The sequence below is a fragment of the Nocardia sp. NPDC004278 genome, from assembly GCF_053602975.1.
Genome location: NZ_JBSGEQ010000001.1, coordinates 1 through 22,603 on the forward strand (window position 1 = coordinate 1; position 22,603 = coordinate 22,603).

21 protein-coding genes and 1 pseudogene are annotated in these 22,603 nt (G+C 66.5%); 13 read left to right on the top strand and 9 right to left on the bottom strand.

What is annotated here, in order from left to right; translation table 11 throughout:
- Positions 1 to 197: pseudogene (locus ACWEO2_RS00005) on the bottom strand (HAD family phosphatase); the annotation flags it as partial.
- Positions 198 to 563: 366 nt separating this feature from the next.
- Between ACWEO2_RS00005 and ACWEO2_RS00010 the strand changes: the two are divergent.
- Positions 564 to 1,703 (top strand): DUF418 domain-containing protein, encoded by a 1,140-nt coding sequence (locus ACWEO2_RS00010; protein WP_452403291.1) that lies wholly within the window; start codon positions 564 to 566, stop codon positions 1,701 to 1,703.
- On the opposite strand, the gene ACWEO2_RS00015 is transcribed toward ACWEO2_RS00010, so the two are convergent.
- Complete coding sequence (locus ACWEO2_RS00015; protein WP_452403292.1) at positions 1,675 to 2,070, bottom strand: IS3 family transposase; 396 nt, start codon at positions 2,068 to 2,070, stop codon at positions 1,675 to 1,677. The two genes, ACWEO2_RS00010 and ACWEO2_RS00015, sit on opposite strands and share 29 nt — an antisense overlap.
- Between ACWEO2_RS00015 and ACWEO2_RS00020 the strand changes: the two genes are divergently transcribed.
- From ACWEO2_RS00020 to ACWEO2_RS00030, 3 genes are all read left to right on the top strand, one after another.
- Positions 1,987 to 2,619: a PadR family transcriptional regulator gene (locus ACWEO2_RS00020; protein WP_452403293.1), complete on the top strand. Its 633-nt coding sequence runs from the start codon at positions 1,987 to 1,989 to the stop codon at positions 2,617 to 2,619. The genes ACWEO2_RS00015 and ACWEO2_RS00020 overlap by 84 nt on opposite strands.
- 77 nt (positions 2,620 to 2,696) lie before the next feature.
- A complete protein-coding gene (locus tag ACWEO2_RS00025; RefSeq protein ID WP_452403294.1) occupies positions 2,697 to 3,965 on the top strand; it encodes a bifunctional 3,4-dihydroxy-2-butanone-4-phosphate synthase/GTP cyclohydrolase II in 1,269 nt (422 codons plus the stop codon).
- Between the two features lie 237 nt (positions 3,966 to 4,202).
- Complete coding sequence (locus tag ACWEO2_RS00030) at positions 4,203 to 5,075, top strand: expansin EXLX1 family cellulose-binding protein (RefSeq protein ID WP_452403295.1); 873 nt, start codon at positions 4,203 to 4,205, stop codon at positions 5,073 to 5,075.
- A 3-nt stretch (positions 5,076 to 5,078) separates the two neighbouring features.
- On the opposite strand, the gene ACWEO2_RS00035 is transcribed toward ACWEO2_RS00030, so the two are convergent.
- A complete protein-coding gene (locus tag ACWEO2_RS00035; RefSeq protein WP_452403296.1) occupies positions 5,079 to 6,761 on the bottom strand; it encodes an FAD-binding dehydrogenase in 1,683 nt (560 codons plus the stop codon).
- A 2-nt stretch (positions 6,762 to 6,763) separates the two neighbouring features.
- Positions 6,764 to 7,405 carry a TetR/AcrR family transcriptional regulator gene (locus ACWEO2_RS00040; RefSeq protein ID WP_354956275.1) on the bottom strand — a complete coding sequence of 214 codons (642 nt, stop codon included), beginning with the start codon at positions 7,403 to 7,405 and terminating at the stop codon, positions 6,764 to 6,766.
- 179 nt (positions 7,406 to 7,584) lie between these two features.
- Between ACWEO2_RS00040 and ACWEO2_RS00045 the strand changes: the two genes are divergently transcribed.
- From ACWEO2_RS00045 to ACWEO2_RS00080, 8 genes are all read left to right on the top strand, one after another.
- Complete coding sequence (locus tag ACWEO2_RS00045; protein ID WP_452403684.1) at positions 7,585 to 8,583, top strand: zinc-binding alcohol dehydrogenase family protein; 999 nt, start codon at positions 7,585 to 7,587, stop codon at positions 8,581 to 8,583.
- Between the two features lie 183 nt (positions 8,584 to 8,766).
- Entirely contained in the window at positions 8,767 to 9,426 is a 660-nt protein-coding gene (locus ACWEO2_RS00050) for a cutinase family protein (RefSeq protein WP_355178612.1), read from the top strand.
- Positions 9,427 to 9,526: 100 nt separating this feature from the next.
- A complete protein-coding gene (locus tag ACWEO2_RS00055) occupies positions 9,527 to 11,230 on the top strand; it encodes a bifunctional metallophosphatase/5'-nucleotidase (protein ID WP_452403297.1) in 1,704 nt (567 codons plus the stop codon).
- A gap of 93 nt (positions 11,231 to 11,323) precedes the next feature.
- Complete coding sequence (locus ACWEO2_RS00060; RefSeq protein ID WP_452403298.1) at positions 11,324 to 11,782, top strand: DUF1707 and DUF4190 domain-containing protein; 459 nt, start codon at positions 11,324 to 11,326, stop codon at positions 11,780 to 11,782.
- A gap of 272 nt (positions 11,783 to 12,054) precedes the next feature.
- Entirely contained in the window at positions 12,055 to 14,088 is a 2,034-nt protein-coding gene (locus ACWEO2_RS00065; RefSeq protein WP_452403299.1) for an SDR family oxidoreductase, read from the top strand.
- Between the two features lie 18 nt (positions 14,089 to 14,106).
- Positions 14,107 to 14,337: a cold-shock protein gene (locus ACWEO2_RS00070; protein WP_452403300.1), complete on the top strand. Its 231-nt coding sequence runs from the start codon at positions 14,107 to 14,109 to the stop codon at positions 14,335 to 14,337.
- Positions 14,338 to 14,532: 195 nt separating this feature from the next.
- Positions 14,533 to 15,237, top strand: a complete 705-nt coding sequence (locus ACWEO2_RS00075; protein ID WP_452403301.1) for a GAF and ANTAR domain-containing protein — start codon at positions 14,533 to 14,535, stop codon at positions 15,235 to 15,237.
- Between the two features lie 218 nt (positions 15,238 to 15,455).
- The gene (locus ACWEO2_RS00080) at positions 15,456 to 16,169 is read left to right on the top strand and encodes an ANTAR domain-containing protein (RefSeq protein WP_452403302.1); all 714 of its coding nucleotides are present in this window, start codon (positions 15,456 to 15,458) and stop codon (positions 16,167 to 16,169) included.
- Here the strand turns inward: ACWEO2_RS00080 and ACWEO2_RS00085 are convergent.
- Entirely contained in the window at positions 16,158 to 16,316 is a 159-nt protein-coding gene (locus ACWEO2_RS00085; RefSeq protein WP_452403303.1) for a hypothetical protein, read from the bottom strand. The two genes, ACWEO2_RS00080 and ACWEO2_RS00085, sit on opposite strands and share 12 nt — an antisense overlap.
- Before the next feature lie 94 nt (positions 16,317 to 16,410).
- On the opposite strand from ACWEO2_RS00085, the gene ACWEO2_RS00090 reads away from it, so the two are divergent.
- Positions 16,411 to 17,019 carry a sigma-70 family RNA polymerase sigma factor gene (locus ACWEO2_RS00090; protein WP_452403304.1) on the top strand — a complete coding sequence of 203 codons (609 nt, stop codon included), beginning with the start codon at positions 16,411 to 16,413 and terminating at the stop codon, positions 17,017 to 17,019.
- A gap of 235 nt (positions 17,020 to 17,254) precedes the next feature.
- Here the strand turns inward: ACWEO2_RS00090 and ACWEO2_RS00095 are convergent, their stop codons facing one another.
- The 4 genes from ACWEO2_RS00095 to ACWEO2_RS00110 all read right to left on the bottom strand — a co-directional run bounded on the left by ACWEO2_RS00095 (position 17,255) and on the right by ACWEO2_RS00110 (position 22,597).
- Complete coding sequence (locus ACWEO2_RS00095; RefSeq protein ID WP_452403305.1) at positions 17,255 to 18,391, bottom strand: glycosyltransferase; 1,137 nt, start codon at positions 18,389 to 18,391, stop codon at positions 17,255 to 17,257.
- Positions 18,388 to 19,761, bottom strand: coding sequence for a glutamate-1-semialdehyde 2,1-aminomutase (locus ACWEO2_RS00100; RefSeq protein ID WP_452403306.1), 1,374 nt, complete (start codon positions 19,759 to 19,761; stop codon positions 18,388 to 18,390). Before ACWEO2_RS00100 ends, ACWEO2_RS00095 begins: the two co-directional genes overlap by 4 nt.
- Positions 19,762 to 19,883: 122 nt before the next feature.
- On the bottom strand, positions 19,884 to 21,209 hold the full coding sequence (locus tag ACWEO2_RS00105; protein WP_452403307.1) for a GNAT family N-acetyltransferase: 1,326 nt from the start codon (positions 21,207 to 21,209) through the stop codon (positions 19,884 to 19,886).
- A gap of 2 nt (positions 21,210 to 21,211) precedes the next feature.
- Positions 21,212 to 22,597 (bottom strand): glycosyl hydrolase family 28-related protein, encoded by a 1,386-nt coding sequence (locus ACWEO2_RS00110; protein ID WP_452403308.1) that lies wholly within the window; start codon positions 22,595 to 22,597, stop codon positions 21,212 to 21,214.
- Between the last annotated feature and the right edge of the window lie 6 nt (positions 22,598 to 22,603).

A 22,603-nucleotide genomic window follows, 5' to 3' on the forward strand; every position in this document is an offset into this window, starting at 1 on the left:
AGCCGGGCCGAGTAGAGGGCGTCGGTCATGAGAGTGCGCCAGTCGGAGGCGTCGAGGGCATCGCTGACCGGATGGGGTGCGTTGGAGAGCAACACCATTGGGAGATCTGCCCGCCGGGCGTGGTGGAGGAGTGCGACGACGCGCTCGTCGGTCCGGGTCCACAGCGTGGTGTCGACGGCGCGTAACCGGGTGAGCACTGCTCGCCGAGGCCGTCGGTCACGTGCCGGCCGGCATCCGGGAATGCTTCATCAGCAACTGATTCCGGACGAGCGCGGCTCGGCCAGCGCCGAGAGGGCGGTTCCCGTCGCACGGATCGCGCGCAAGCCCGGGCCACCACCGCGCCGGCACTCTGAACGTGTCGGCAACATCTCAACTCGGTCGGTGGTATCACGAGTGACCGTCGAATCGTACCGGGGTATCGCAGGGTCTGGGTCGATAGCACGATGCGCTGAACCACTCCGTATCAATACCGTCGGATTCTGGCATGGTCGACAACTATTGAGGGATCTGCGATGCGGCGACACAACCGGAGGACACCTGAGGCCACGTCGAACGTGAACGACGTGCGCACGGGCCGAGAGGATCGCATCGCCGAGATCGATGCATTGCGCGGTTTCGCCCTGCTTGGCATTCTCGTCGCCAACATCGTTTACTTCGCATCCGGGTACCCGGCCCATCTCGTCACCGACCCGGCATATGCTTCGCGGCTGGACAGTACAACCACGTGGCTGACCGCCTTCCTCATCGATACGAAGTTCTACCTGCTGTTCTCCTTCCTGTTCGGCTACAGCTTCACGTTGCAGATGGACTCCGCGGCACGAGCAGACGCCAGATTCACTCCCCGTTTTCTGCGCCGTCTCGGCGGGTTGTTCGTCCTGGGCATTCTGCATGCCGTGTTGCTGTTCCACGGTGACATCCTCACGTCCTATGCACTCGTCGGATTGATTCTGCTCACGTTCAGGAAGGTCTCTACGACCGTCGCCCTCATGAGCGCGCTCGTGCTGACCGCCGCAGTTGCTGTGGTCGTGCTACTGGTTGGGAACCCCGTGGCCGCCGATTCCGCCGCGGCGCTGATCGAGGGTGCTCGGACTACCGATGCGTTCCGCGGCGGCCCGGGCAGCGTTATCGCCGAGCATCTGCGATTGTTGCCCGCGCAGCTGGCGAGCAACGCCGGACAGGCAGCGCTGGCACTGTCCGCGTTCCTGGTGGGACTGGCGGCGGGCCGGCATCGTGTGCTGTCCGATCTCGATCGGTACGCGCATCTGCTGCGGCGAATCCAGTGGTTCGGATACCCGGTCGGGCTGGCTGGAGCGCTGGTCTTCGCATCCGGCGGCGGTACCCACAACGCCGAAACGATGGCGGTCGGACTCCTGACGGCGCCGTTGCTCGCCGCGGCCTACGGCGCGTCCGTGCTGCAGCTGGTGCACTCCCGCACAGGAACTGGGCCGGCACGAAGCTTTGCCGCGGCCGGCCGGATGGCGCTGACCAACTACGTCGGCCAATCGGTGATCTGCGTTCTGGTGTTTACCGGGTGCGGATTCGGCCTCGTCGGCCGATCAGCGCCACCGATGGTCCTCTTGATCGCCTTCGCGATCTTCGGCAGCCAGCTCGTGACGAGCACGTGGTGGATGAGCCGCCACAGATACGGACCGCTCGAATGGATCCTGCGCTTCGTCACGTACGCGCGACGGCCACCGGCATGAGAGACCCGGCGTCAGCGCGGGTGCGGCCGCCGGCCCGAGTGTAGACATCTTTGGCAGGAATCGTGGTGCGCTGCTTGCAGCCTCGCACGGCACCGTTCATCCCGACCTCGCGCATGATGCGATCGACCGTGCAGAAGGCCACGGTGTGGCCTTGGCGGCGCAGGTAGCGGGTCATTTTCCGGCGTCCGTGCATTGGACGGCGGAACTCCACATGAGTGGGGCGAATTCGCTGCGAAACTGTGTCCTGACACCCCGAAATATGCCTAAGCGATATAGTCCTACCGTGACCGAAGCGAAGTCCCCGGTGGACGCCAGGGTCCCCGATCTGCCGACGACCAGTTGGGCCGTGCTCGGCATGCTCTCGCACGCCGATGAACTCTCCGGCTACGACCTGAAGAAATGGGCCGACTGGAGCCTGCAATTCTTCTATTGGAGCCCATCGTTCAGCCAGATCTACGCCGAGCTCAAACGCCTCGAGAAGTATGGCTACGCCACCTCGCGCACGGTGCTGCAGGACGACGGCGTGCGCGGCAAGCGGATGTACGCGATCACCGAGAGCGGCCGCGCCGCCGCGGCGCACTGGGTGAACCACGCGCCGGTGGAAGCGCCGGTGCTCAAGCACAGCGTCATGCTGCGCGCGTGGCTCGGTCATCTCGCCGAACCGGACCGACTGCGCGAAATCCTGACCGAGCACATCGGATATGCGGAGAAGATGCGCAAACTGGCCGAGGTCGACGCCGAGGGCGCCGATGAGAACCCGGACTGGGCCTATCCTGGGGCGGTATTGCGCTGGTGTGTGCGCCATTACGAGGCCGAGCGCGACTTCGCCAGGGAACTGCTCGCCGACGTGGACAAACTCGCCGATCGAGCCCCGCAGAAGAAGGCGGCGAAGAGTAAAGGTCGCCGCGCTTCCTGAATTCGTCCACTCACCGGGACGCACGCTTCCTATGACTAGTCGAAATACTTCTACTAGTCATATAGGAGGAGGTGGTCATGCGTACCGAGTTCGCAGATCAGCGTCGCACGATCGGGTCGGCGCTGGATCCCATTGAGACCGCTCTGGCCGCGCTCGCGGCGGGCGGCATGGTCGTCGTGGTGGACGATGAGAATCGGGAGAACGAGGGCGATCTGGTGTTGGCCGCCGCCCTGGCGACGCCGGAATCGATCGCCTTCATGGTTCGGCACACCAGCGGCGTGCTGTGCGCGCCGCTCGCCGGTGCGGATCTGGACCGGCTCCGGCTGCCACCGATGACGCCGGTCAACGAGGATCCCAAGGGTACGGCGTATACGGTGTCGGTGGATGCGGCGTCCGGTGTGACGACCGGGATTTCGGCCGCCGACCGCGCGCACACGGTGCGCTCGCTGGCCGATCCGCGCACCGGACCCGACGATCTGACCAGACCGGGCCACGTCTTCCCGCTGCGCGCGCACCCCAGCGGTGTGCTCGGCCGTGCCGGACATACCGAGGCCGCCGTCGACCTGACCCGCTTGGCCGGACTCCGACCGGCCGGTGTGATCGCCGAAATCGTGAACGACGACGGATCGATGGCGCGCCTTCCGCAACTGCTCGCGTTCGCCGAAACCCATGCACTGCCGATTATTTCGATCGCCGATCTGATCGAGTACCGCCGCCGCGTCGAGCACACTCTGACCCGGGTGGTCGAGACTCGCCTGCCGACCCGATTCGGCGAGTTCCGCGTCGTCGGATATCGCGACGAGGTGTCCGGAACCGAAACGCTCGCATTGGTTTTCGGTGATCCGGGCCGGGAATCGGTATTGACCCGGCTGCATTCGGAATGCCTCACCGGTGATGCCCTCGGCTCGCTGCGCTGCGATTGCGGCGATCAGCTCGACGCCGCCCTGCGGGCGGTCGCCGAAGAGGGCAGTGGCGTGGTGATCTACCTGCGCGGCCAGGAGGGCCGTGGCATCGGGTTGTTGAACAAATTGCGGGCGTATGAATTACAGGACCGCGGGGCCGATACCGTCGAAGCGAATCTGGCGCTCGGGTTGCCGGTCGATGCCCGCAGGTATGCGGCGGGTGCGCAGGTGCTCGCCGATCTCGGTATCCGTTCGGTGCGGCTGCTGAGCAACAATCCGGCCAAACAGCTGGGTCTGGAAGACTATGGGGTCACCGTGGTGCTGCGGCTGTCGCTGCAGGCGACGCCGACCGAACACAACATCCGCTACCTGCGCGCCAAGCGCGATCGGATGGATCATCAACTCTCGGGCGTCGACGCGGAACCGGCAAGGGTTAGCTCGTAAGGACGGATCTTTTCCGATCTTCGGAGACGACGCCGAGCCGAATGCTGGCCATTTGCCGTGAGATTGCCGACATGTGAGTGTTTCACTACGGAGATTTTTCGTTCGAGCCATGCGCTGCTGGTCGGTTTGCTTTCCTGATCGGGTCAGGATCGAGAGTCCGCGAGTTGGGTGAGCCGGAAGTCGGGGACAGCGGTGCACCGAATACCGATCAGACAGCAGCGTTTCCGTTCGAGGTGGTTGTGGACGTCCATTGGCGCGCTGCTGGGCGCGGTGGCCATGGCCCTCTGGATCGCCAGACCCCAGCCGCAGCCGTCCTGCGCTGCCATGCGGTCGGTTCCCGATATCGGGACCACATCGCGAATGATGGTGGCTACCAGCAGTACCGGCGTCGTGAACTGGCATACCGCGGAGGCGTCGATACCCGCACGGCGGGGGGAGGCGCGGTACTACGCCTTCGGTCCCGGCATTGCCTGTTCGTTCACCGGGCTGCCGACCAGTGGCTTCTACGTGGGGATCTCCACCGCGGAGTACGCCCACGCCGATTTGTGTGGCGCCTATCTCGATGTGCACGGCCCGCTCGGTGACGTCCGGGTGCTCATCGCCGATCGCTGTCCGGGATGTGCTCCGGGACAATTGGATTTGACCACCGCCGCCTTCGAACAGATCGCGGACCGATCCGATGGCGTCGCGCAGGTCCGCTATGCCGTGGTCCGCGATCCCTTCCCCGCACCCGAACTGAGCTACGAGCTGAAGCCGGACTCGTCAGCGAATTGGCTGGCCATGCTGGTCACCGGATCGGGAAATCCCATCCAGCGGGTGGCATTACGGTCCGTACCGGACAACGGCCCGTGGCTCGAGCTCGACCGCGGCATGGACAACTACTGGACGATCAGCGGTGCGGGACCCGGACCGTTCTCGGCCCGGGTGACCGATGTCCGCGGACATCAGGTGGAGATATCCGGGATCTTCTTGGAACAGGGTCCGCGCGAAACCGGCCTGAGCCTCTACACCGAGCCGATCCCGGAACCGCCGCCCGCACCGACGACGGCGGTCCCCATCATCGCGCCGCAGGCACCATCGAGCGTCGCCGCGACCGGCTGTAAGGGGTAGCGGTCAGCCGAGTTTCGCGATGGCTCGACCGGCGGCTCGGCCGGAGAAGATGCAACCGCCGAGGAAGGTGCCCTCCAGTGCGTTGTATCCGTGCACACCGCCGCCGCCGAATCCGGCCACCTCGCCCGCGGCGTAGAGCCCGGGCAGCGGTGTCCCGTCCGGACGCATGACCTGGGAGTCCAGATTGGTCTGCAGTCCGCCGAGGGTCTTGCGGGTCAGGATATTGAGCCGCACCGCGATCAGCGGACCGTGCGCCGGATCCAGGATGCGGTGCGGTTTGGCCACCCGGCCCGCCTTATCGCCGAAGTACTGGCGCGCGTTGGTGATCGCCATCAATTGGGCGTCCTTGGAATACTTATTGGCGACGTCACGGTCGCGAGCGATGATCTGGCGCTCCAGAGCGTCGAAGTCCAATTGCGGACCGCGCGCGATCTTGTTCATGCCATCGACCAACTCGCGCAGGGTATTCGCGACGACGAAGTCGACCCCGTGCTGTTTGAATGCCTCGACCGGGCCGGGCGCGCCCTTGGCCACCCGGCTCTTGAGCGTCAGCTTGAGATCCTTGCCGGTGATATCCGGATTCTGTTCGGAGCCCGAGAGCGCGAACTCCTTCTCGATGATCGACTGGGTGAGCACGAACCAGGAGTAGTCGTAGCCGGTGGCCAGAATCTCCTTCATCGTGGAGTTGGTGTCGAACCCCGGGAAACACGGTGCGGGCAAACGCTTTCCATTGGCATCGAACCACAGCGAGGACGGGCCCGGGATTATCCGAATGGCGTGGTCGGGCCAGATCGGATTCCAATTGATAATGCCCTCGGTGTAGTGCCACATGCGATCCCGGTTGACGATCGCGCCGCCCGCGGCTTCGGAAATGCCGAGCATCCGTCCGTCCACGTGTGCGGGGACACCGGAGATCATGGTCTCCGGCGCAGGACCGAGCCGTTCGGTGGGCCAGTTGTGGCGGATGAGTTCGTGGTTGTGGCCGATGCCGCCGGAGGTCACGATGACCGCCTTGGCGCGGAATTCGAAGTCGCCGACCACATTTCGGGAGGAGGCGCGGCCGCGTTCCAGCTCGGTCGGCTCCAGCACACTGCCGCGCACACCGACCACCGCGCCGTCCTCGACGATCAACTCGTCGACCCGATGCCGGAAGCTGAAGCCGACCAGGCCGCGCCGCTCGCCGTCGAGCACCGGCTCCTGGAAGACCCGCACCACCTCGGGGCCGGTGCCCCAGGTGAGGTGGAAGCGCGGTACGGAATTGCCGTGCCCGTCGGCGAACGCACCGCCGCGCTCGGCCCAGCCGACCAAGGGGGTCACCCGCAAACCCAACTCGTGCAGATAGTCCCGCTTCTCGGTGGCCGCGAAGCGCACATAGGCCTGCGCCCACTGGCGGGCCCAGTGGTCCTGGTCGTCGCGATCGAAACCCGCCGAGCCGAGCCAATCCTGCATGGCCAGTTCGTAGGAATCCTTGATGCCGAGGCGGCGCTGCTCCGGACTGTCCACGAAGAACAGCCCACCGAGCGACCAGAATGCCTGGCCGCCGAGGTTATTGCGATTCTCCTGATCCAGCACATGCACCTTGCGGCCCGCCTTGACCAGTTCGTGGGTCGCCACGAGACCGGCCAGGCCAGCACCGACAACGATGACATCCGCCTCGTGCGCGGATTCAGGACTCGGGTTGGACATGGTCATCCTTCGGTTTCGGTGCTGTAGGCCAGCACGATGTGGCAGAACAGGTCGGTGCGCCGCGTGCGCACCTTGCGGCTGCGGGGTTCCATCAGCACCTGTACGGCGGTGCCGTCGTGCACCGCGACCAGGGCCTGACCGAGTGCGACGGGATCGGGAACGGTCCGGCCGATGCGCGAGAGTGCGGTGACGATGGTCGGCATCAGTGCCGCGACGATCGCCTCCTCGCGTTCGGCCATGACCTGCCGCAGCCCGGGCGTGCGCAGCGCGTGCGTGGTGAACTCCGCGGTGATGCGGTACCAGTCCTCGTCGATCGGCACGGCGCGGTCCAGTCGCTCGACCGCGGTACGGACATCGACGACACCATCGACCGAGAAGCCGTCCAGCGTCGCCCGGACACCGGCGATCATGGCGGCCGAACGCTGCTCCCACATGGCCAGGAACAACTCGTCGAGGGAGGTGAAGTTGGAGTAGAACGCGCCGCGGGTGAAACCGGCCCGATCGCATACGCGCTCCACCGAAGCCCGGCCGAAACCTTCCTCGGCGAAGACCTCGTAGGCGGCGGTGAGCAGGCGCTTGCGGGTCTCGGTGCGGCGGCGGGTCACCCGGCGCGCCGGGGTATCCGCATCGGTTGTCGATGCCACTGCGCACCTCCTCGGGTGGCCAGTTCGATACAGGAATGTATTCAATACAGAAATGTATCAGAAGCTCGACTCACCGTCGGCGAAACGGCTGGACCGGTGCGGTCGGCGTGGATAATCCGAAAGGACCGTCCCCCTGTCGGTGAGGAGTGATCGGTATGAATGCGAGTGCGGGCACGCAGATGACCGGCTGGCGGGTGCGGCGGCCGGGGCCGATCGATGGCGGACCGCTGGACGCGGTCCGGGAACCGGTGCCGGCGCCCGGGCTCGGTGAACTGCTGGTCGGGGTGCTGGCGTGCGGGGTCTGCCGGACCGACCTGCATGTGGCCGAGGGGGATCTGCCGGTGCATCGGCCCGGTGTGGTGCCGGGGCACGAGGTCGTCGGGGAGGTGGTGGCGCTCGGGCCGACGGTGTCGGAGTTCGCCATCGGTGATCGCGTCGGCATCGCCTGGCTGCGCCACACCTGCGGCAGCTGCCGATACTGCCTGCGCGGCGCGGAGAATCTCTGCCCGTATTCGGAGTACACCGGCTGGGACTCCGATGGCGGATACGCCGAATACGCCACTGTCCCAGCGGCTTACGCCCATCGGCTGCCCGCCGGCTACACCGATGTGGAGACCGCGCCGCTGCTGTGCGCTGGCATCATCGGCTACCGGGCGCTGCAGCGCGCGGATCTGCCCCAGGGCGGACGACTCGGGATCTACGGCTTCGGCGGCAGTGCGCATATCGCCGCGCAGGTCGCGCTGGCGCGCGGCGCCGAGGTGCATGTGATGACCAGGGATGCGGCCGCGCGCGAGTTGGCCAGCGACCTCGGGGCCGCCTCGGTGCAGGGCGCGGCGGATCCGCCTCCGGTCCAACTGGATTCGGCGATCTTGTTCGCACCGATCGGCGAGCTGGTGCCGCCCGCGCTCGAAGCGCTCGATCGCGGCGGCGTGCTCGCCATCGCGGGCATTCATCTCAGCGATATCCCGTCGCTGAACTATCAGCGGCACCTGTTCCAGGAGCGCGAGATTCGCTCGGTGACTGCCAACACCCGCGCCGACGCGCGCGAATTCCTCACGCTGGCGGGCGAACACCGGATACATGTGACGACAACTGGGTACTCCCTCGGTACGGCAGATCGAGCTCTCGCGGATCTCGCACATGGACGTTTCACTGGCGCAGCGGTTCTCATCCCCTGAGCGCCGAAACTTCCATGGGCGGACGGGATTACCAGGACACGATTCAGCGTTGATTAGATCTCGCTTCAGCTGAGTTGCTTGAAGCAACTCTCCATCGTCCTTACCTTGGCGGATATAGCCGGTTGACTCTTGTCACTGACAAGAGTCAACCGGCTTCTCACAACGGCGTGAGAGGTGATCACGATGGAAATCCGGAAGGTAAAAGTATTCGACAAGCGGCGGTTGGCACGAGTATTGGCTGTGCTATTGCTCGTGGCCGGAGCCGGGGCGGTGACCAGTACGGGCGCGCAGGCACGGGCGGACTGTGCCGACGTCGATGTGGTCGTGGCCAGGGGCACCGGGGAACCCGGGTGGCTCGGCTCCGTTGTCGGCGATCCGCTGTACGGCACACTGCTGCAGGCGCTTCCGGTCAGTAGCAGCGCCTACCGGGTGGACTATCCGGCGGATCTGCTCGACCCCACCTCGCTCAGCCGCGGCACCCAGGATATGACCGACCATGTCATCCGGCAGTCGCAGATGTGCCCGGATCAGCAGTTCATCCTGGTCGGCTACTCGCAGGGTGCGGCCGTCGTACACGGCGTGGTCGGCACCGGCATCGTGACCGCATTGCCCGGGATCTACGTGCTCCCCGGCGATCTCGAATGGAAGGTGTCCGCGGTTCTGTTGTTCGGCGACCCCCTGCGCCTGATCGGCTGGGGCGTACCCGGCAACTACGCCTGGAAGACCGCCGACTACTGCACCGCCGGTGATCCGGTCTGCGGTGGCGGCCTCGACCCGAGCCAGCACGGGAACTACGGCTGGGCATTCTGGCCGGCCGCGGAGTTTGCGGCGGGCCGGGTGTAGGCCGGGAAATCCGCGCGGCGGGGTCGCAGATCGGCCCCGCCGCCGGTGTGTTCGTACGGGATTCATACCGATGGCACCCGGGCGTGGGAAAGTCGGAAGCATGACTGGGCACCATCGCATCGGCATGATCGTCGCGGGACTCGTGAGCATCGCCCTGGTGGCGGGGTGCGGTACCGCATCGGAGGGCAGCGGTCCGGCCACTTCGTCGGTGCCCGGGGTCATCCCCCTGATCTCGACCAACGATCTGCGCGGGGTGCAGTCGAACGAGGTACATCTGTTCGGGCTCAACGATTTACACGGCAATCTCCAGCCGCCTGCCGGTTCCACCGGCAAGATCGCCGGATACGATGCGGGCGGCGCCGCGTATCTGGCCACCCATCTGGCACGGCTGAAGCAGGCCTATCCGGCCAGTGCCGTGGTGGCGGCGGGTGACAATATCGGCGCGAGCCCGCTGGTCTCCGGACTGTTCCACGACGAGCCGACCATTACCTTTCTGAACTCCATCGGATTGGCCGCCTCCGCGGTGGGCAATCACGAATTCGACAGCGGCGTCATTGAATTGGCGCGGCTGCGCGAGGGTGGTTGTGCGCTCGCGGGCTGCTCGCCAGGTGCGCCGTTCACCGGTGCGAAGTTCCCGTATCTGGCCGCCAATGTCACCGACGCCGATGGCAAGCTGCCGCCGACGCTGCGCCCGTGGACAATGCTCGAGGTCGGCGGACACAAGATCGGTGTCATCGGCACGGTGACCCCGGAGACTGCGAGTATCGTTCTCCCCGAAGGCATTCGGGGCTACACCTTCGGCGATGAGGTCGCGGCCATCAATCGGTACGTGCCCGAGGTGACGGCGGCGGGCGCGCAGACCGTGGTGGCGCTGCTGCACGACGGTGGAGTGCAGAAACCGGCCCAGAATGTCGCGATCGACTACAACGGATGCGCGAATATCTCCCCCGAGGTCACCGCCTTGGCCACCGGCGTGGATCCGGCGGTGCGGGTGCTGCTCACCGGGCATTCGCATCAGCCGTATGTCTGCACCATCGATGGCAAGGTGGTCACCCAGGCCGCCTCCTATGGTCGGCTGATCACCGATATCACCCTGCGCTTCGGCGCCGAGGGCGTGCAGGCCTCGGCGGTGAACCGGGTGGTGACCCGCGATGTCACCCCGGACGCGGCCACCACCGCCCTGATCGACTTCTATGCCGAACAGGCCAAGCCGCGCGCGGATCGGCCGGTCGGCATCGCGGCCGCCTCGCTGCCGCACGAACCGGCGGGTTCCGGCGAATCACCGCTGGGTGATGTGATCGCCGACTCGATGCTCTCGGTGACCGCGGCCGCGCCCGCCGCGGCGGTGGCCGCGTTCATGAATCCGGGCGGGGTGCGCACCGACCTGAAGTCCGGTGCGATCACCTACGGCGATATCTATACCGTCCAGCCGTTCGGCAATCAGGTGGTCACCGTCACACTGACCGGCAGTCAGATCCTGCGCCTGCTCGAACAGCAATGGAATATCGCGGGCAAGCCGACCGTCCTGTCACCCGCCGGGCTCACCTATACCTATGTCGAATCCGGCCCGAAGGGCAGCAAGGTGGTGGCCGACAGCGTGCGCATCGGCGGCCAGCCGCTCAATCCGGTCGCCACCTACCGCATCACCACCAACAGTTTCCTGGCCGCCGGCGGCGATGGCTTCACCGTGTTCACCGAGGGCGCCGACAAGACAGTCGGCCCCATCGATCTCGACGCCTTCGAGTCCTATCTGCGGGGCCGTCCGCCGCTCGATTCGCCGCCAGCCCGCACCGAGAAGCGCTGAGCAGGTGGCGGCGGTCTCGAGACGGCGACGGCCATCGCGCACGGGGATACGATCGGAGACGACGACGTTCCTCCGATCACCAGGGGGCACCAGATGGATCCCTTCACTGCCACCCCGAATCTGCGCGCGGCCGACACCGATCGGGAAGAGGTCGTCGACGCGCTGAAACACAACTTTCAACTAGGTCGTCTCGAAGCCGACGAACTGAGCGATCGGATCGGACAAGCCCTGTGCGCCAGGACCTTCGGTGATCTGGCCGTGGCGATGGCGGGCCTGCCGCCGATCCAGCGCGTCGTGCCGCAGCCGGTCTACCGGCCCTACCCACGTGCGGTCAATCGAGCCAATCCGCTGGCCATCGCATCGCTGGTACTCGGTGTGCTCGGTGTGTGCTGCGGACTCTCGGCGCCGCTCGCGCTCATTCTCGGCATCGTCGGGCTGACCGAGGAGCGGAAGAACCCGGATCCGCGTCCGGCGACCGCGATCGCCGGTATCACGATCGCCGTGACCTTTGGCATCGTCTGGTTGATCGTGTGGGCAAACGCGCTGTCCTGATTGGGGATTCGCGCCCGGGAATTATCTGAATACTGTTGTAACACATAATATTCGCGACTCTCGTTGGTGACCAGTCACACATCGCAGTCGGCCGTCATTTGCTTGCCGGGAGCTAGCCGGGCCGATTAAAGTTACCGATCAGTAGGAGCGTTCCTACTCCGGCCCGACAATTGTTGTCCGGCGGCCGAATCAATGATGTCCGCATTCACTGCTGCATGCCGGGCGCGCATGTGTGACAACTCAATTCGAGTGCGACAGCAGGAGGATGTGCGATGACGACTTTCATCGTGACGGGCGGAACCGGGTTTTTGGGCCGACGGGTCGTGCAGGGACTCCTGGAGGCCGATTCCGAGGCCATTGTGCATGTGCTGGTTCGTACCGCGTCGGTGGCGAAATTCAGCGAACTCGCCGCGGGCTGGACCGGCGGCGAACGCGCCTTTCCGATGCTCGGTGATCTGACCGCCGACGGCCTCGGACTGATCGAGGACGCACCGAAGGCCGATCATGTGATCCACCTCGGCGCGGTCTACGACATGACCGCCGATGAGGAGACCGCACATGCGGCCAATGTCGCCGGCACCCGCTCGGTGCTCGAACTGGCCCGCGAACTGGGCGCGGTGCTGCACCACGTCTCGTCGGTGGCCGTGGCCGGTGACCATCGGGGCAAATTCTTCGAGGAGGACTTCGACCTCGGCCAGCGGCTGACCTCGCCGTATCACCGCACCAAATTCGCCGCGGAGAAGATGGTCCGCGAATCCGAGGGCGTGCGCTGGCGGGTTTACCGGCCCGCGATCGTGGTCGGCGATTCCCGCACCGGCGAGATGGACAAGATCGACGGTCCGTACTACTTCTTCCCGGCCATTTCACGCCTCGGCGCACTTCCGGCCGAACTGCCGATGCTGCTGCCCGAACTGGGCGCGACCAATATCGTGCCGGTCGACTATGTGGCGGGCGCGATGGTCGAACTGGTGCGCCGCACCGGACTCGACGGGCGCACCTTCCATCTGGTCAACCCGGAGCCGCAGCCATTCGGCGAGATCTATGGCGCACTTGCCGCCGCGGCGGGCGCCCCGACCGGCATCGGCACGGTGCCCGGTAGCGGGCTCGCGCTGAGCGGGCTCTCGCATATCCCGGGTGTCGCGACGGTTCGCGATTTCCTGTTGGAGCAGTTGGGAATTCCCGCCGCTGTCGCGCCGCACACCTCGTTCTCGGCGGAGTTCGTCGCCGACTCCACCCGGTCGCAGTTGCGCGGAACGGGTTTGGCGGTGCCGTCCTTCGACAGCTACGCCGAGCGGCTGTGGCGATACTGGGCCGAGAATCTCGACCCGAACCGGGATCGGCCCGGCGACAGCGGTGACCCACTGGACGGGCGCGTCATTCTGATCACCGGTGCGTCCTCCGGCATCGGCTTGGCCACCGCGCATGCCGTGGCGCAGCGCGGTGCAACCGTCATCATGGTGGCGCGCGGTGTCGATGATCTGGTGGCCGCCGCGGAGTCGGTGCGCGCCGAAGGCGGTGTCGCACACGCCTATCCGTGCGATATCACCGATTCCGACGGTGTCGAGGATTTGGTCGCCGCGGTGCTCGCCGATCACGGTCATGTCGATTATCTGGTGAACAATGCGGGCCGCTCGATCCGCCGCTCGGTGGTGAATTCCACCGACCGCATGCACGATTTCGAGCGGACCATGGCGGTGAATTACTTCGGCGCGGTACGGCTCATCCTGGCGCTGTTGCCGTCCATGCGGGCGCGGCGTTTCGGACATATCGTCAATATCTCCTCGATTGCCGTGCAGACGAAGGTGCCGCGATTTGCCGCATATGTGGCGAGTAAATCGGCGCTGGACAACTTCAGCGAAATCGCCGCCGTCGAAAACCGGGATGCGGGAATCACTTTCACCTCGGTCCGCATGCCGCTGGTGCGCACTCCGATGATCGCGCCCACCGACCTCTACCGTGCACTGCCGGTGCCGGATCCGGACCGCGCCGCCGAAATCGTGGTGCGTGCCATTGAGGATCGCCCGCATCGCATCGACACCCCGGTCGGTACCTTCGCCCAAGCGGTCGAACTGCTGATGCCCTCGGTCAAGCGGACGATCATGCACCAGGGATTCCGGTGGTTCGGCGAATCGCATGCGGCACAGGGCAAGCCGACGGAGGGCCCCGCCGCCGCCGAAGAAGCGGAGCAGGAAGCCGAATCGGGCCGCGGCGCTCTGTCCTACCTCGCACCGGTCGTGCTGCCCCTGATGGCGCTGCCGAGTCCGGCCGCCCGGGTCACCCGCGTGATCCCCGGCCTGCATTGGTGATCACGCCATAATGGCCTGGTGGCTAAGGCATATAGCACCGGCACCGTCAAGTTCTACAAGGCAGAGAAGGGGTGGGGGGCGATCTCCTCACCCGACCTGCCAGCGGGATGCGATGCCTGGGTCTCCTTCAGCTGCATCGATGGCGAGGGGTTTCGGACGCTGACCGAAGGCGACCGGGTCGAGTTCAGATACGAGCAGGCACAGCAGGACAGCTTCCAGTACCGGGCAACGTGGGTCCGGAAGGTTTGAGTTTCATTCGCCCCTGGGGGCGTGGGACGTTCGGCCCTGGTGTGGAGGAGGGGTGTTTCGTATTCTGGCGGGGCCGACCCACCGTATTCCCCTGGCGCAGTGGCGGTCCGGTGCCGCAACGGTGACGAATCCCGGGACAGGGGGACCGTCGAACTCGTGGCAGGGGTAGCGGTCGTGAGAGTTCCTAGGATTAGCGTGGGGCAGTTCGATCAGTTGACCGATGAGTTCTTCTCGGCCCTCGAGTTTCTGACGAAGCTGTCGGCCGACGACGGCGGGATGGCTGCCCTGTGCGGCGCTTGTGTCCGGGTGCTGCCGGTGCAGCGTGCGGCCATCCTGATCCAAGAGCGCGATGCCGGACTCCAGCCGTGGTGTGCCAGCGATTCGGTCGCGGCGCGGGTGGCGGCGGTGCAGGCCACCGCGGGGCAGGGTCCGGCCGTGGACGCCGTCGCCACCGGGGTGCCGGTGCTGGTCGACGATCTGGGCGCGACCGCCGAACGGTGGCCGGGCTTCGCCGATGAGTTGAACCGGGTGGCGGCGGCCGGATCGATGGTCGCGGTGCCATTGCAAATGGGTGTGGTGCGTTTCGGTGTGCTCGATCTGTATCGGGCGCATCCGGGGCGGCCGGAACCGGCGGTGATCTCGGCGGGGCTGCATATCGCCGATCTCGTCATCGCCCAGTTGATCGCCGGATCGGAGCGGTCCGCACCCGCCGCGCAGTGCTGGGATCGGCCGCTGACCAGCCGCATCATCCACCAGGCCGCCGGAATCATGCTCGCGCAGTTGGGTATCGGCGCGCCGGATGCCTATGCACGGCTGCGTGCGCACGCGTTCGCACACGGGTTGTCGCTGGCCGAGGTCGCGCAATTGGTGGTGGACAACCGGATTCGCTTCGATACCTGAATCAGTCCGTCGCGTCGGGGTGCAGATCGACGCGACCTTCGACCACCGTGCGCCGCTCCCGTCCGCGGAATCCACAGGGCAGCTGGACATTTCATGACCGGGTCGGCACGCCGAATTCCTGGTGTGCGAGTTCGCATAGCCATACCATGGAAATGTCAGCAAGTGCGGCGCGGGACTTGACGGGGACGATCGGCTTTCGCGTGCGCGGGGTGATTCGGGTGGCTGACAATGAGGTGCTGGTTGCGGCGCGGCTCGCCGAACTACTCCCCGCGATCGGTGATACGGCGGAGATGGTGCGACAGCTGATGCACAGTGCCACCGCCGCACTGGATCTGGCGGGCTGCACCGTCATGCTGATGCCCGACGAGACGCTGACCCCCGATGAACAAACCCGCTTCGCGGCCGCCGCGCCGGAAGACTTCGTGGAAATCGAACTCTGCCAGCACAGCAGCGAACGCGGCCCGAGTGTGGACGCGTTCCGGACCGGCGCACCGATCGCGGTCGACGATATCGGTCGGCGCCGGGCGCGCTGGCCGGAGTTCTCCGCCGAGGCGGTCCGGCACGGGGTGGCCTCGCTGGCCGAGATTCCGATGCGGGTCGGCGCAACCACCGTCGGCACGCTCGGTCTGTACGGTCCGACGCCGCGGGTCTGGACCGCTCGCGACCTCTCGGTGGGCGGCCTGCTGGCCAGCATGGCGACCGGGCACATTCTGAACGCGAATGTCCTGCGCCGCCAACAGCGTTTGACCGCCCAGCTACAGCAAGCACTGGATTCGCGGATCGTCATCGAGCAGGCCAAGGGCGTGATCGCCAATGCCAGGCGGACCACCCCGGAGGCCGCCTTCGAGCTGATCCGGACCCATGCCCGCAAGAATCGGATCGCGGTGCAGGCGGTGGCGAAGGGCATCGTCGAACTCGGACTACGCATTTGATCCGATCGATGGCGAAACCGCATTGGCGCAGGCGGGCGGCACGGTATCCTGGCTGACGGCGGACTCCCGGCCCCAGCCCCCGGCCGGATCCCATTCTCCGACAGGTCCGTCCATGCCCTCGACGGTCTGCTTCGACGCATCACTCAACCGTCGAATCCCATCGCTTGTCGCATCATCTGTTCGTCTGGGGGCAATCGTGATCTTGCTCGTATCGCAACGGTCCGAACGAATTCCAACCACTGTGCGACCCATCGCCCGCCCGGTTCGCGATCCGGTCGGTGCCGGATCCGGTGCGGTCGATCCCGAATTGGTGCACCGCATCGGCGGCGGCGATCGGGAGGCGTTCGCGCAGCTGTACCGCCGTACCCACGGTCTGGTCTACCGACGCGTGCTGTCGATCGTCCGTGATCGCGGGTACGCCGAGGAGACCTGTCACGACGTCTATCTGGAGGTGTGGCGGTGCGCGGTCGGCTTCGACGAGCACCGCGGCTCGGTGCTGACCTGGCTGCGCATGCTGGCCCACCGCCAGGCCGTGGACCGGGTCCGCCGTGAGCGCGCCGCCATCGATCACAACCACTCCTGGGGCAGCCGGGACTATCAGCCGCCCACCGATGTGGTCGCCGAGGAGGCGCTGCGCCGCGACGAAAGGGAGGCGCTGCGCAAAAGTCTCACCAGCCTGACCGCACTGCAACACGAATCCATCTCCCTCGCTTACTATTCCGGCCTCACTTACCCGCAGGTGGCCGCACGCCTCGGCGTCGGCCTACCCACGGTCAAATCCCGGATCCGCGCGGGGCTCGAACACCTGAAGACCGATCTGGAGGAACCGCAGGACCCGGTCACGCCATAAGTGATTTCCACAGGCTGCCGGTCCTTCGAGACTCGCGATATCGAACGGCGCCAGCGTCTCGGTCCGGTGTCGCGCTATTGCTGTCCAAGGCAGGCCGCATCCCGGTGACACAGGCGGTTTGGCCGGATTCATGACCTGGCTCGATGAATTCGACGACCTACTAATCTGTGAAGTCGTCCCGGGGTATCAGGTCTTCGATATGGTGAGCAGAGGTCGAGCGTTCACGCGAATCGGGTCAGGCGTTGTCCAGTGTCGTGGCGACGGTGTCGGCGATGTTCGCGCGAAAGGCCTTGGGGGAGAAGGTCATGGCGTGGGCGCGGATGGCGGCCGGGTCGTAGGCCGTTGGATCGAAGCGGCGCATTGCCTCGGCGAGTCCATCGATGACGTGTTCATCGCCGCCGTGCGCGACGTACTCGCCGGTTGTGCCCGCCCGCACGGTATCCAGTGCGCCACCCTGATCGACCGCGAGAACCGGTGTGCCGCAAGCCATTGCCTCGACGGGGACGATGCCGAAATCCTCGATGCCCGGCATCAACAGGGCACGGCAGCGGCGGTACATATCGAGCAGCACGTCGAACGGGGTCGCGCCGAGGAAGGTGGTCTCGGCGCCCGCGATTCCGTCGAGTTGGGCGCGGGAGCGGCCGTCGCCGAGGACGACCAGGCGTACGCCAGCGCGCTGGGCGGCACGAATGGCCAGGTCCGGGCGCTTGTAGGGGACCAGGCGGCCCGCGACCAGGAAGAAGTCCTCGCGGGCAATGGCCGGGTCCGGGGTGAAGTCGTCCACCTGGACGGGTGGGTTGATGACTGTCGACGGGAGTCCCCACCAGTCGCGGATGCGATCGGCAACCGCATGGGAGTTGGCGACGATATGGGTCAGCCTCGGTGCGGCGCGCAATTCGGACCGACGGGCCAGGCGGCCGAGGGCGGTGAGTGCGAGTTGTCCCGCGCGCCCGCCCGCCTCCTTGGCGCGGAACTCGGGATCCCAAGCCCAGCGTGCCGGACTGTGGACGTACACGATTGTCGGTGCGTCCGTGGCGAATACGGCCTGGGTGGCGAAGGCGTGATGGCTGATCAGCACCGCGTCGAACCGCCCGCGCAGCGGGAGTCGGCGCAGCGCACGAGGCACGAAGGGCAGCAGCGGGGCATGTGATCGACGACCGGTCGCGGCGTGCGCGCGGCTGAGCCAGGTGTCGTGCACCGCGGTCAGCGGTGGCCGAATGCCGCCGGGGTCGACAATGGGCGCGAATACCGGTGCGTCGGGCCAGGTTTCGAGGAATTCGCCGACCACGGCCTCGGAGCCGCCGAATTCGGTGAACCGTTCGTGCACGATGCCGATCCGTGGCGATCCGGTCCCGTTGTGTGACAGGGTCATTCGGGCACCGAGTCGATGCGACGCGGCGCTGCCGTGCGTCGGATGGCCGGTGCCACCGGGCGGCCCTCCAGCAGTCCGTCCACGCTGCCCTGCTCAATTGCCTTGCGGTACACGCTCGCCGCCTCGCGGCAGGCGGCAATGGTCTGCGCGATATCGGATTCGGTATGCGCGGCCGAGGTGACAAAGGACTGACCGAGGACGCCGCGGTCCAGCAGTTCCTGCAGGAACAGGGTGCGGAATTCCTGGGAGGGCTGGCCGTTCGGATCGCGGGTCACGAAGATCAGGCAGGAGGGGCGGCCGAGGACCTCGAGGTAGTCGGCGATGCCGAGATCGGCGGCGAGCGCGTTCACCCCATCCGCGAGCAGACGACCGGCCTGCTCCATCCGCGCGATCGGATCGCCGGTGGTGTACTCGTGCGCGACGGCGCGAAATGCGGCCAGCGAGGCGGACTCCGGGCCGTGCGTGGTGGAGAGCAGGAAGACGCGATCGCGGTCGGTGCGCAACCCGCCGAGTTCCATGAATTCGCGCTTGCCCGCCAGTGCCGAGATCGGAAAGCCATTACCCATGGCCTTGCCCCAGCACGACAGGTCCGGGGTGACCCCGTAGATGGCCTGCGCCCCGCCGACCGACCAGCGGAATCCGGTGATCATCTCATCGAAGATGAGCAGGGTGCGGTGCCGGTCGCAGAGCTCGCGCACACCCTGCAGAAAGCCGGGTTCGGGTTCGTGCAGTGCGGTGGCCGCCTCCATGACGACGGCGGCGACCGCGCCGGTGTTCAACACGGCCACCAGTGCGGGCAGATCGTTGTAGCGGAACTTCATGGTGCCAGCGGTGGCCTCGGCCGGGATGCCACTGGCCATCGGGGTGGTACCGATGAACCAGTCGTCCACCGAGAAGAACGGTTGGTCGCAGACTGCGACGACGGTACGCCCGGTGACGGCCCTGGCCAGCCGCACCGCGGCGGTGGTCGCATCGGAGCCGTTCTTGGCGAATTTGACCATATCGGCGCCGGGCACCAGCGACAGGAAATCCTGTGCGGCGAGCAGTTCCAGTTCGGTCGGCCGACTGAAGCTGACACCGTCGGCCATGGCCCTGGTCACCGCCTCCAAGACCGGGCGGTACCCGTGGCCGAGAGTGACCGAGCGCAGCCCCATGCCGTACTCGATATAGCAATTGCCGTCGGCGTCCCAGACCCGGCAACCCTCCCCGCGCACCAGGATCGGGGCCATGAACTCCGGATATTGGTCGGGGCCACGGGCATAGGTATGCGCGCCACCGGGTACCAGATCGTGCAGCCGCGCTTGCAGTTCATTACTGCGGGCGAAACGGTTGCGGCGGGCCGCCGGGCCGTCGCGATCAATGTGGTCCATCATGAGTTCCTGGGCAGTGATGAGGCATGCACACACAGCGCCCCCGGCACGAATCTGCTTGCGCGCGATGGGTTCTCCGGTTCACTGTACGTCGGGTGGGCCGTCGTGTCCGCGCAACTCCGTCACGCCCGGTCGATAGGGGCAGTAACCGCCCACAGGTCGTGATCGGCCCTACGTCCGGTGGCGCCGACGAAGCAGCGCATCCGCCCCTCGCGCACCATGCCGACGCGCGCGGCGATATCGGCGGAATCGATATCGCCGGGTTCGATGGCGGTCGCCACCCGGCACAGGCCGAGCGTGCTGAACGCGTGGTCGAGCAGCAGTCGGGTGGCCGTGATCCGGACGCGCTCACCGCCGATGGCGGGATCGGTCCACACGAACATCCGCGCATTGCGATCGAACATGTCCAGATCGAATAGTCGGCATTCACCCGCGTAGTGGCCGTCCACCTCGATGGCCAGCGTCAGCCCGTGCGCCGAGCGCAAGCCCGGACGGGCGCGCAGGAATTCGCGCAACCAGGGCAATCGGCCGTGCTTGCGCTGCCACGTCGCGGCGGGTGCGTGCGGATTCGGATCCAGCGCGTCGCGCGTCCGGACGCGGGCCGCGCGCCACCGCGACCAGTCCAGCAGTCGCCGACTGCGCAGCATCACCGCCGGATCGTCCGGATCGGTGAGCCGGACGGTGGGCGGCGAGCGCAGCGGATCGATCAGATGCAGTGCCCGGCCCGCGTAGTACCTGGCCGTGGCGATCAGTACCGTGGCCCGGCTCAGCGCGGTGTCGGTTCTGGTGTCGGCTTCGGCGGGCCGGGCGGTATCGGGATGCTGGGTCGAGTGGTTGTCGATCCAGGCCCGCGCGAAACCGTCCGGCGGAATCGCCGCCTTGGTGATCGCCCACAGTTCGTGGTCGCGCCGGGCCCCGCCGGCGTCGAAATACCTTGTCATCATTGCTTCGCGCTGGAAGCCGATCAGGGCGGCGCCCCGGGCGGTGGCGATATTGGCCGGTGAGATGGGGGCGGTGATGCGCTGCAGTCCGGCCGGTCCGAATCCGAAGTCCAGCACCAGCGAGGAGGCCAGGCCGCCGATACCGTGGCGCGCCACCTCCGCGTCCACCCAGAGTCCCATTTCGGCGGAACCGGTTTCGGCCTCGATGGAGACGAGTTCGATCTGGCCGGCGAATCGCCCATCAACCTCGATAACCAATGACAGCATGCGGCCCGCCCGCGCCTCGGCGCGCACGCCGAGACATTCCCGGACCCACAGTTTCCCGGTGTGCCGCGCCGTCCAGTCCAGCGGCGAACTGGACCAGAACGGTTCGATATAGCGCTGATCGCGCAACCGGATCCGCCGCCATTGCGCGTAATCGTCGACCCGCGGCGGGCGCAACAGGACCGTCGTGGTGTGCAGCGTCATCGGCCCGAGCTGGATACCGGATAGCGAACCGCTCGACATATTCACTCCCGGGGCCGCTGGTGACCGAGCGAGGTCGTTTTGACCGCACCGTCCGTGCCGACCGACAGGCGCCAATAGCCACCGGCCGCGTCTTTCAGCACGATTCCGCTCTCTGGACGATCGGAAAGCCATGCGCCGCTGGACAATATGGCCGATCGCACGGTGCCGTCGGCGGCCTGGGCCTGGAAGATATCGGCATCGCTGTGTCCGGCACGTCCGACCATGGTGCCGCTGTACTGCGGCGCGTGCATGCCCTCGCGGCCCATCACCTGCCACTTTTCCGGGAACATGCCGGGCGCGAGATCGTCTGCGGCACTGGAGATCAGATTGATTGCGGTGCCCTCCGGACAGCCCTTCGCATCGATACGCAGTTCGATCGGCGGCTGTTCGGAATCCTTGTCGAAGTGTACATTGGCCAGATACGGCTGACGACAGTAGATGAGGTCGAGGCCGACGGTGCGGGCGGCGACCTTGCAGTTGATCATCCCGAACTGGGCGGGTCCGCCACGATCGCGCTGACCCACCGACAGTGCGGTATCGGCGCCCTCGAACCAGACATTGGTCAGCCACCAGTCATTGGCCGCGCCGTCGATGGTTATGTGCCGGTCGGTGGTGCGCGGATTCTCGTCGGAGACGAATTCGACATTGGTCAGCGACAGTCCGGCATTGTGGTCGTTGCCGGTGCCGAGCACCCCGATGTAGTTGCTGGTGAGTTTGGACGAGGTGACGTAGTTCTGGATGCAGGAGGTGATGATGCCGTAGCCGAAGTTGTTGATATCGCAGTTGACGAAGGCCGTTCCGCCGGTGTTGTTATCGAGTACGACGCCGCGCTGCTGCAGAAAGCGCGGATGGTTCTCGCTGAGGTGGTTGCCGCGGATCACCACCCCGTCGAAGGAGCAGCGGAACGACTCCGACAGCTGTACGGCCGTCGCGCGGGGGCCGGTCAGGAAGAAGCCGATGCGGGAGAACCGCACGCGGTTGCGCTTGCGCAGGGTGATGAGCGTGACGTCGGCATCGCAGGTGACCAGCGTGACATCGCCGCCGTCGCCGAGAACCGTTGCGTAGTCGGGCAAGTCGGGCCAGGAACGCACCCGGTACCGGCCCGCGGGCAGATACAGCACGAGCGGCGCGTCCCCGACGTCGGCCGCCGAGCGGATCGCCGCGGTGTCATCGGCGACGCCGTCCCCGACGGCACCGAAATCACGGACATTGCGCGCCGCGGGGGCGTCGGTGACATGCGGTGACCGGAATTCGATGCCGGGGGAGTCGTCGGAGGTACAGGCCGCCGCCAGTGGTAGCGCGGCCGCGGCACCGAGCGATGCGGCCAGCAGTCGTCGTCGACCCACGGCCTCGTAACGCCCACTCGCCGCCCGACCGTCACCCTCCATCGAACC

What these genes read in the sequence shown, in the direction of transcription:
- ACWEO2_RS00045 (WP_452403684.1), top strand. Translation starts at nt 7,585, where the DNA reads ATGACCGGCTGGCGGGTGCGGCGGCCGGGGCCGATCGATGGCGGACCG.
- ACWEO2_RS00105 (WP_452403307.1), bottom strand. Translation starts at nt 21,209, where the DNA reads ATGTCGAGCGGTTCGCTATCCGGTATCCAGCTCGGGCCGATGACGCTG.
- ACWEO2_RS00050 (WP_355178612.1), top strand. Translation starts at nt 8,767, where the DNA reads ATGGAAATCCGGAAGGTAAAAGTATTCGACAAGCGGCGGTTGGCACGA.
- ACWEO2_RS00065 (WP_452403299.1), top strand. Translation starts at nt 12,055, where the DNA reads ATGACGACTTTCATCGTGACGGGCGGAACCGGGTTTTTGGGCCGACGG.
- ACWEO2_RS00025 (WP_452403294.1), top strand. Translation starts at nt 2,697, where the DNA reads ATGCGTACCGAGTTCGCAGATCAGCGTCGCACGATCGGGTCGGCGCTG.
- ACWEO2_RS00055 (WP_452403297.1), top strand. Translation starts at nt 9,527, where the DNA reads ATGACTGGGCACCATCGCATCGGCATGATCGTCGCGGGACTCGTGAGC.
- ACWEO2_RS00060 (WP_452403298.1), top strand. Translation starts at nt 11,324, where the DNA reads ATGGATCCCTTCACTGCCACCCCGAATCTGCGCGCGGCCGACACCGAT.
- ACWEO2_RS00095 (WP_452403305.1), bottom strand. Translation starts at nt 18,391, where the DNA reads ATGACCCTGTCACACAACGGGACCGGATCGCCACGGATCGGCATCGTG.
- ACWEO2_RS00110 (WP_452403308.1), bottom strand. Translation starts at nt 22,597, where the DNA reads ATGGAGGGTGACGGTCGGGCGGCGAGTGGGCGTTACGAGGCCGTGGGT.
- ACWEO2_RS00100 (WP_452403306.1), bottom strand. Translation starts at nt 19,761, where the DNA reads ATGGACCACATTGATCGCGACGGCCCGGCGGCCCGCCGCAACCGTTTC.
- ACWEO2_RS00035 (WP_452403296.1), bottom strand. Translation starts at nt 6,761, where the DNA reads ATGTCCAACCCGAGTCCTGAATCCGCGCACGAGGCGGATGTCATCGTT.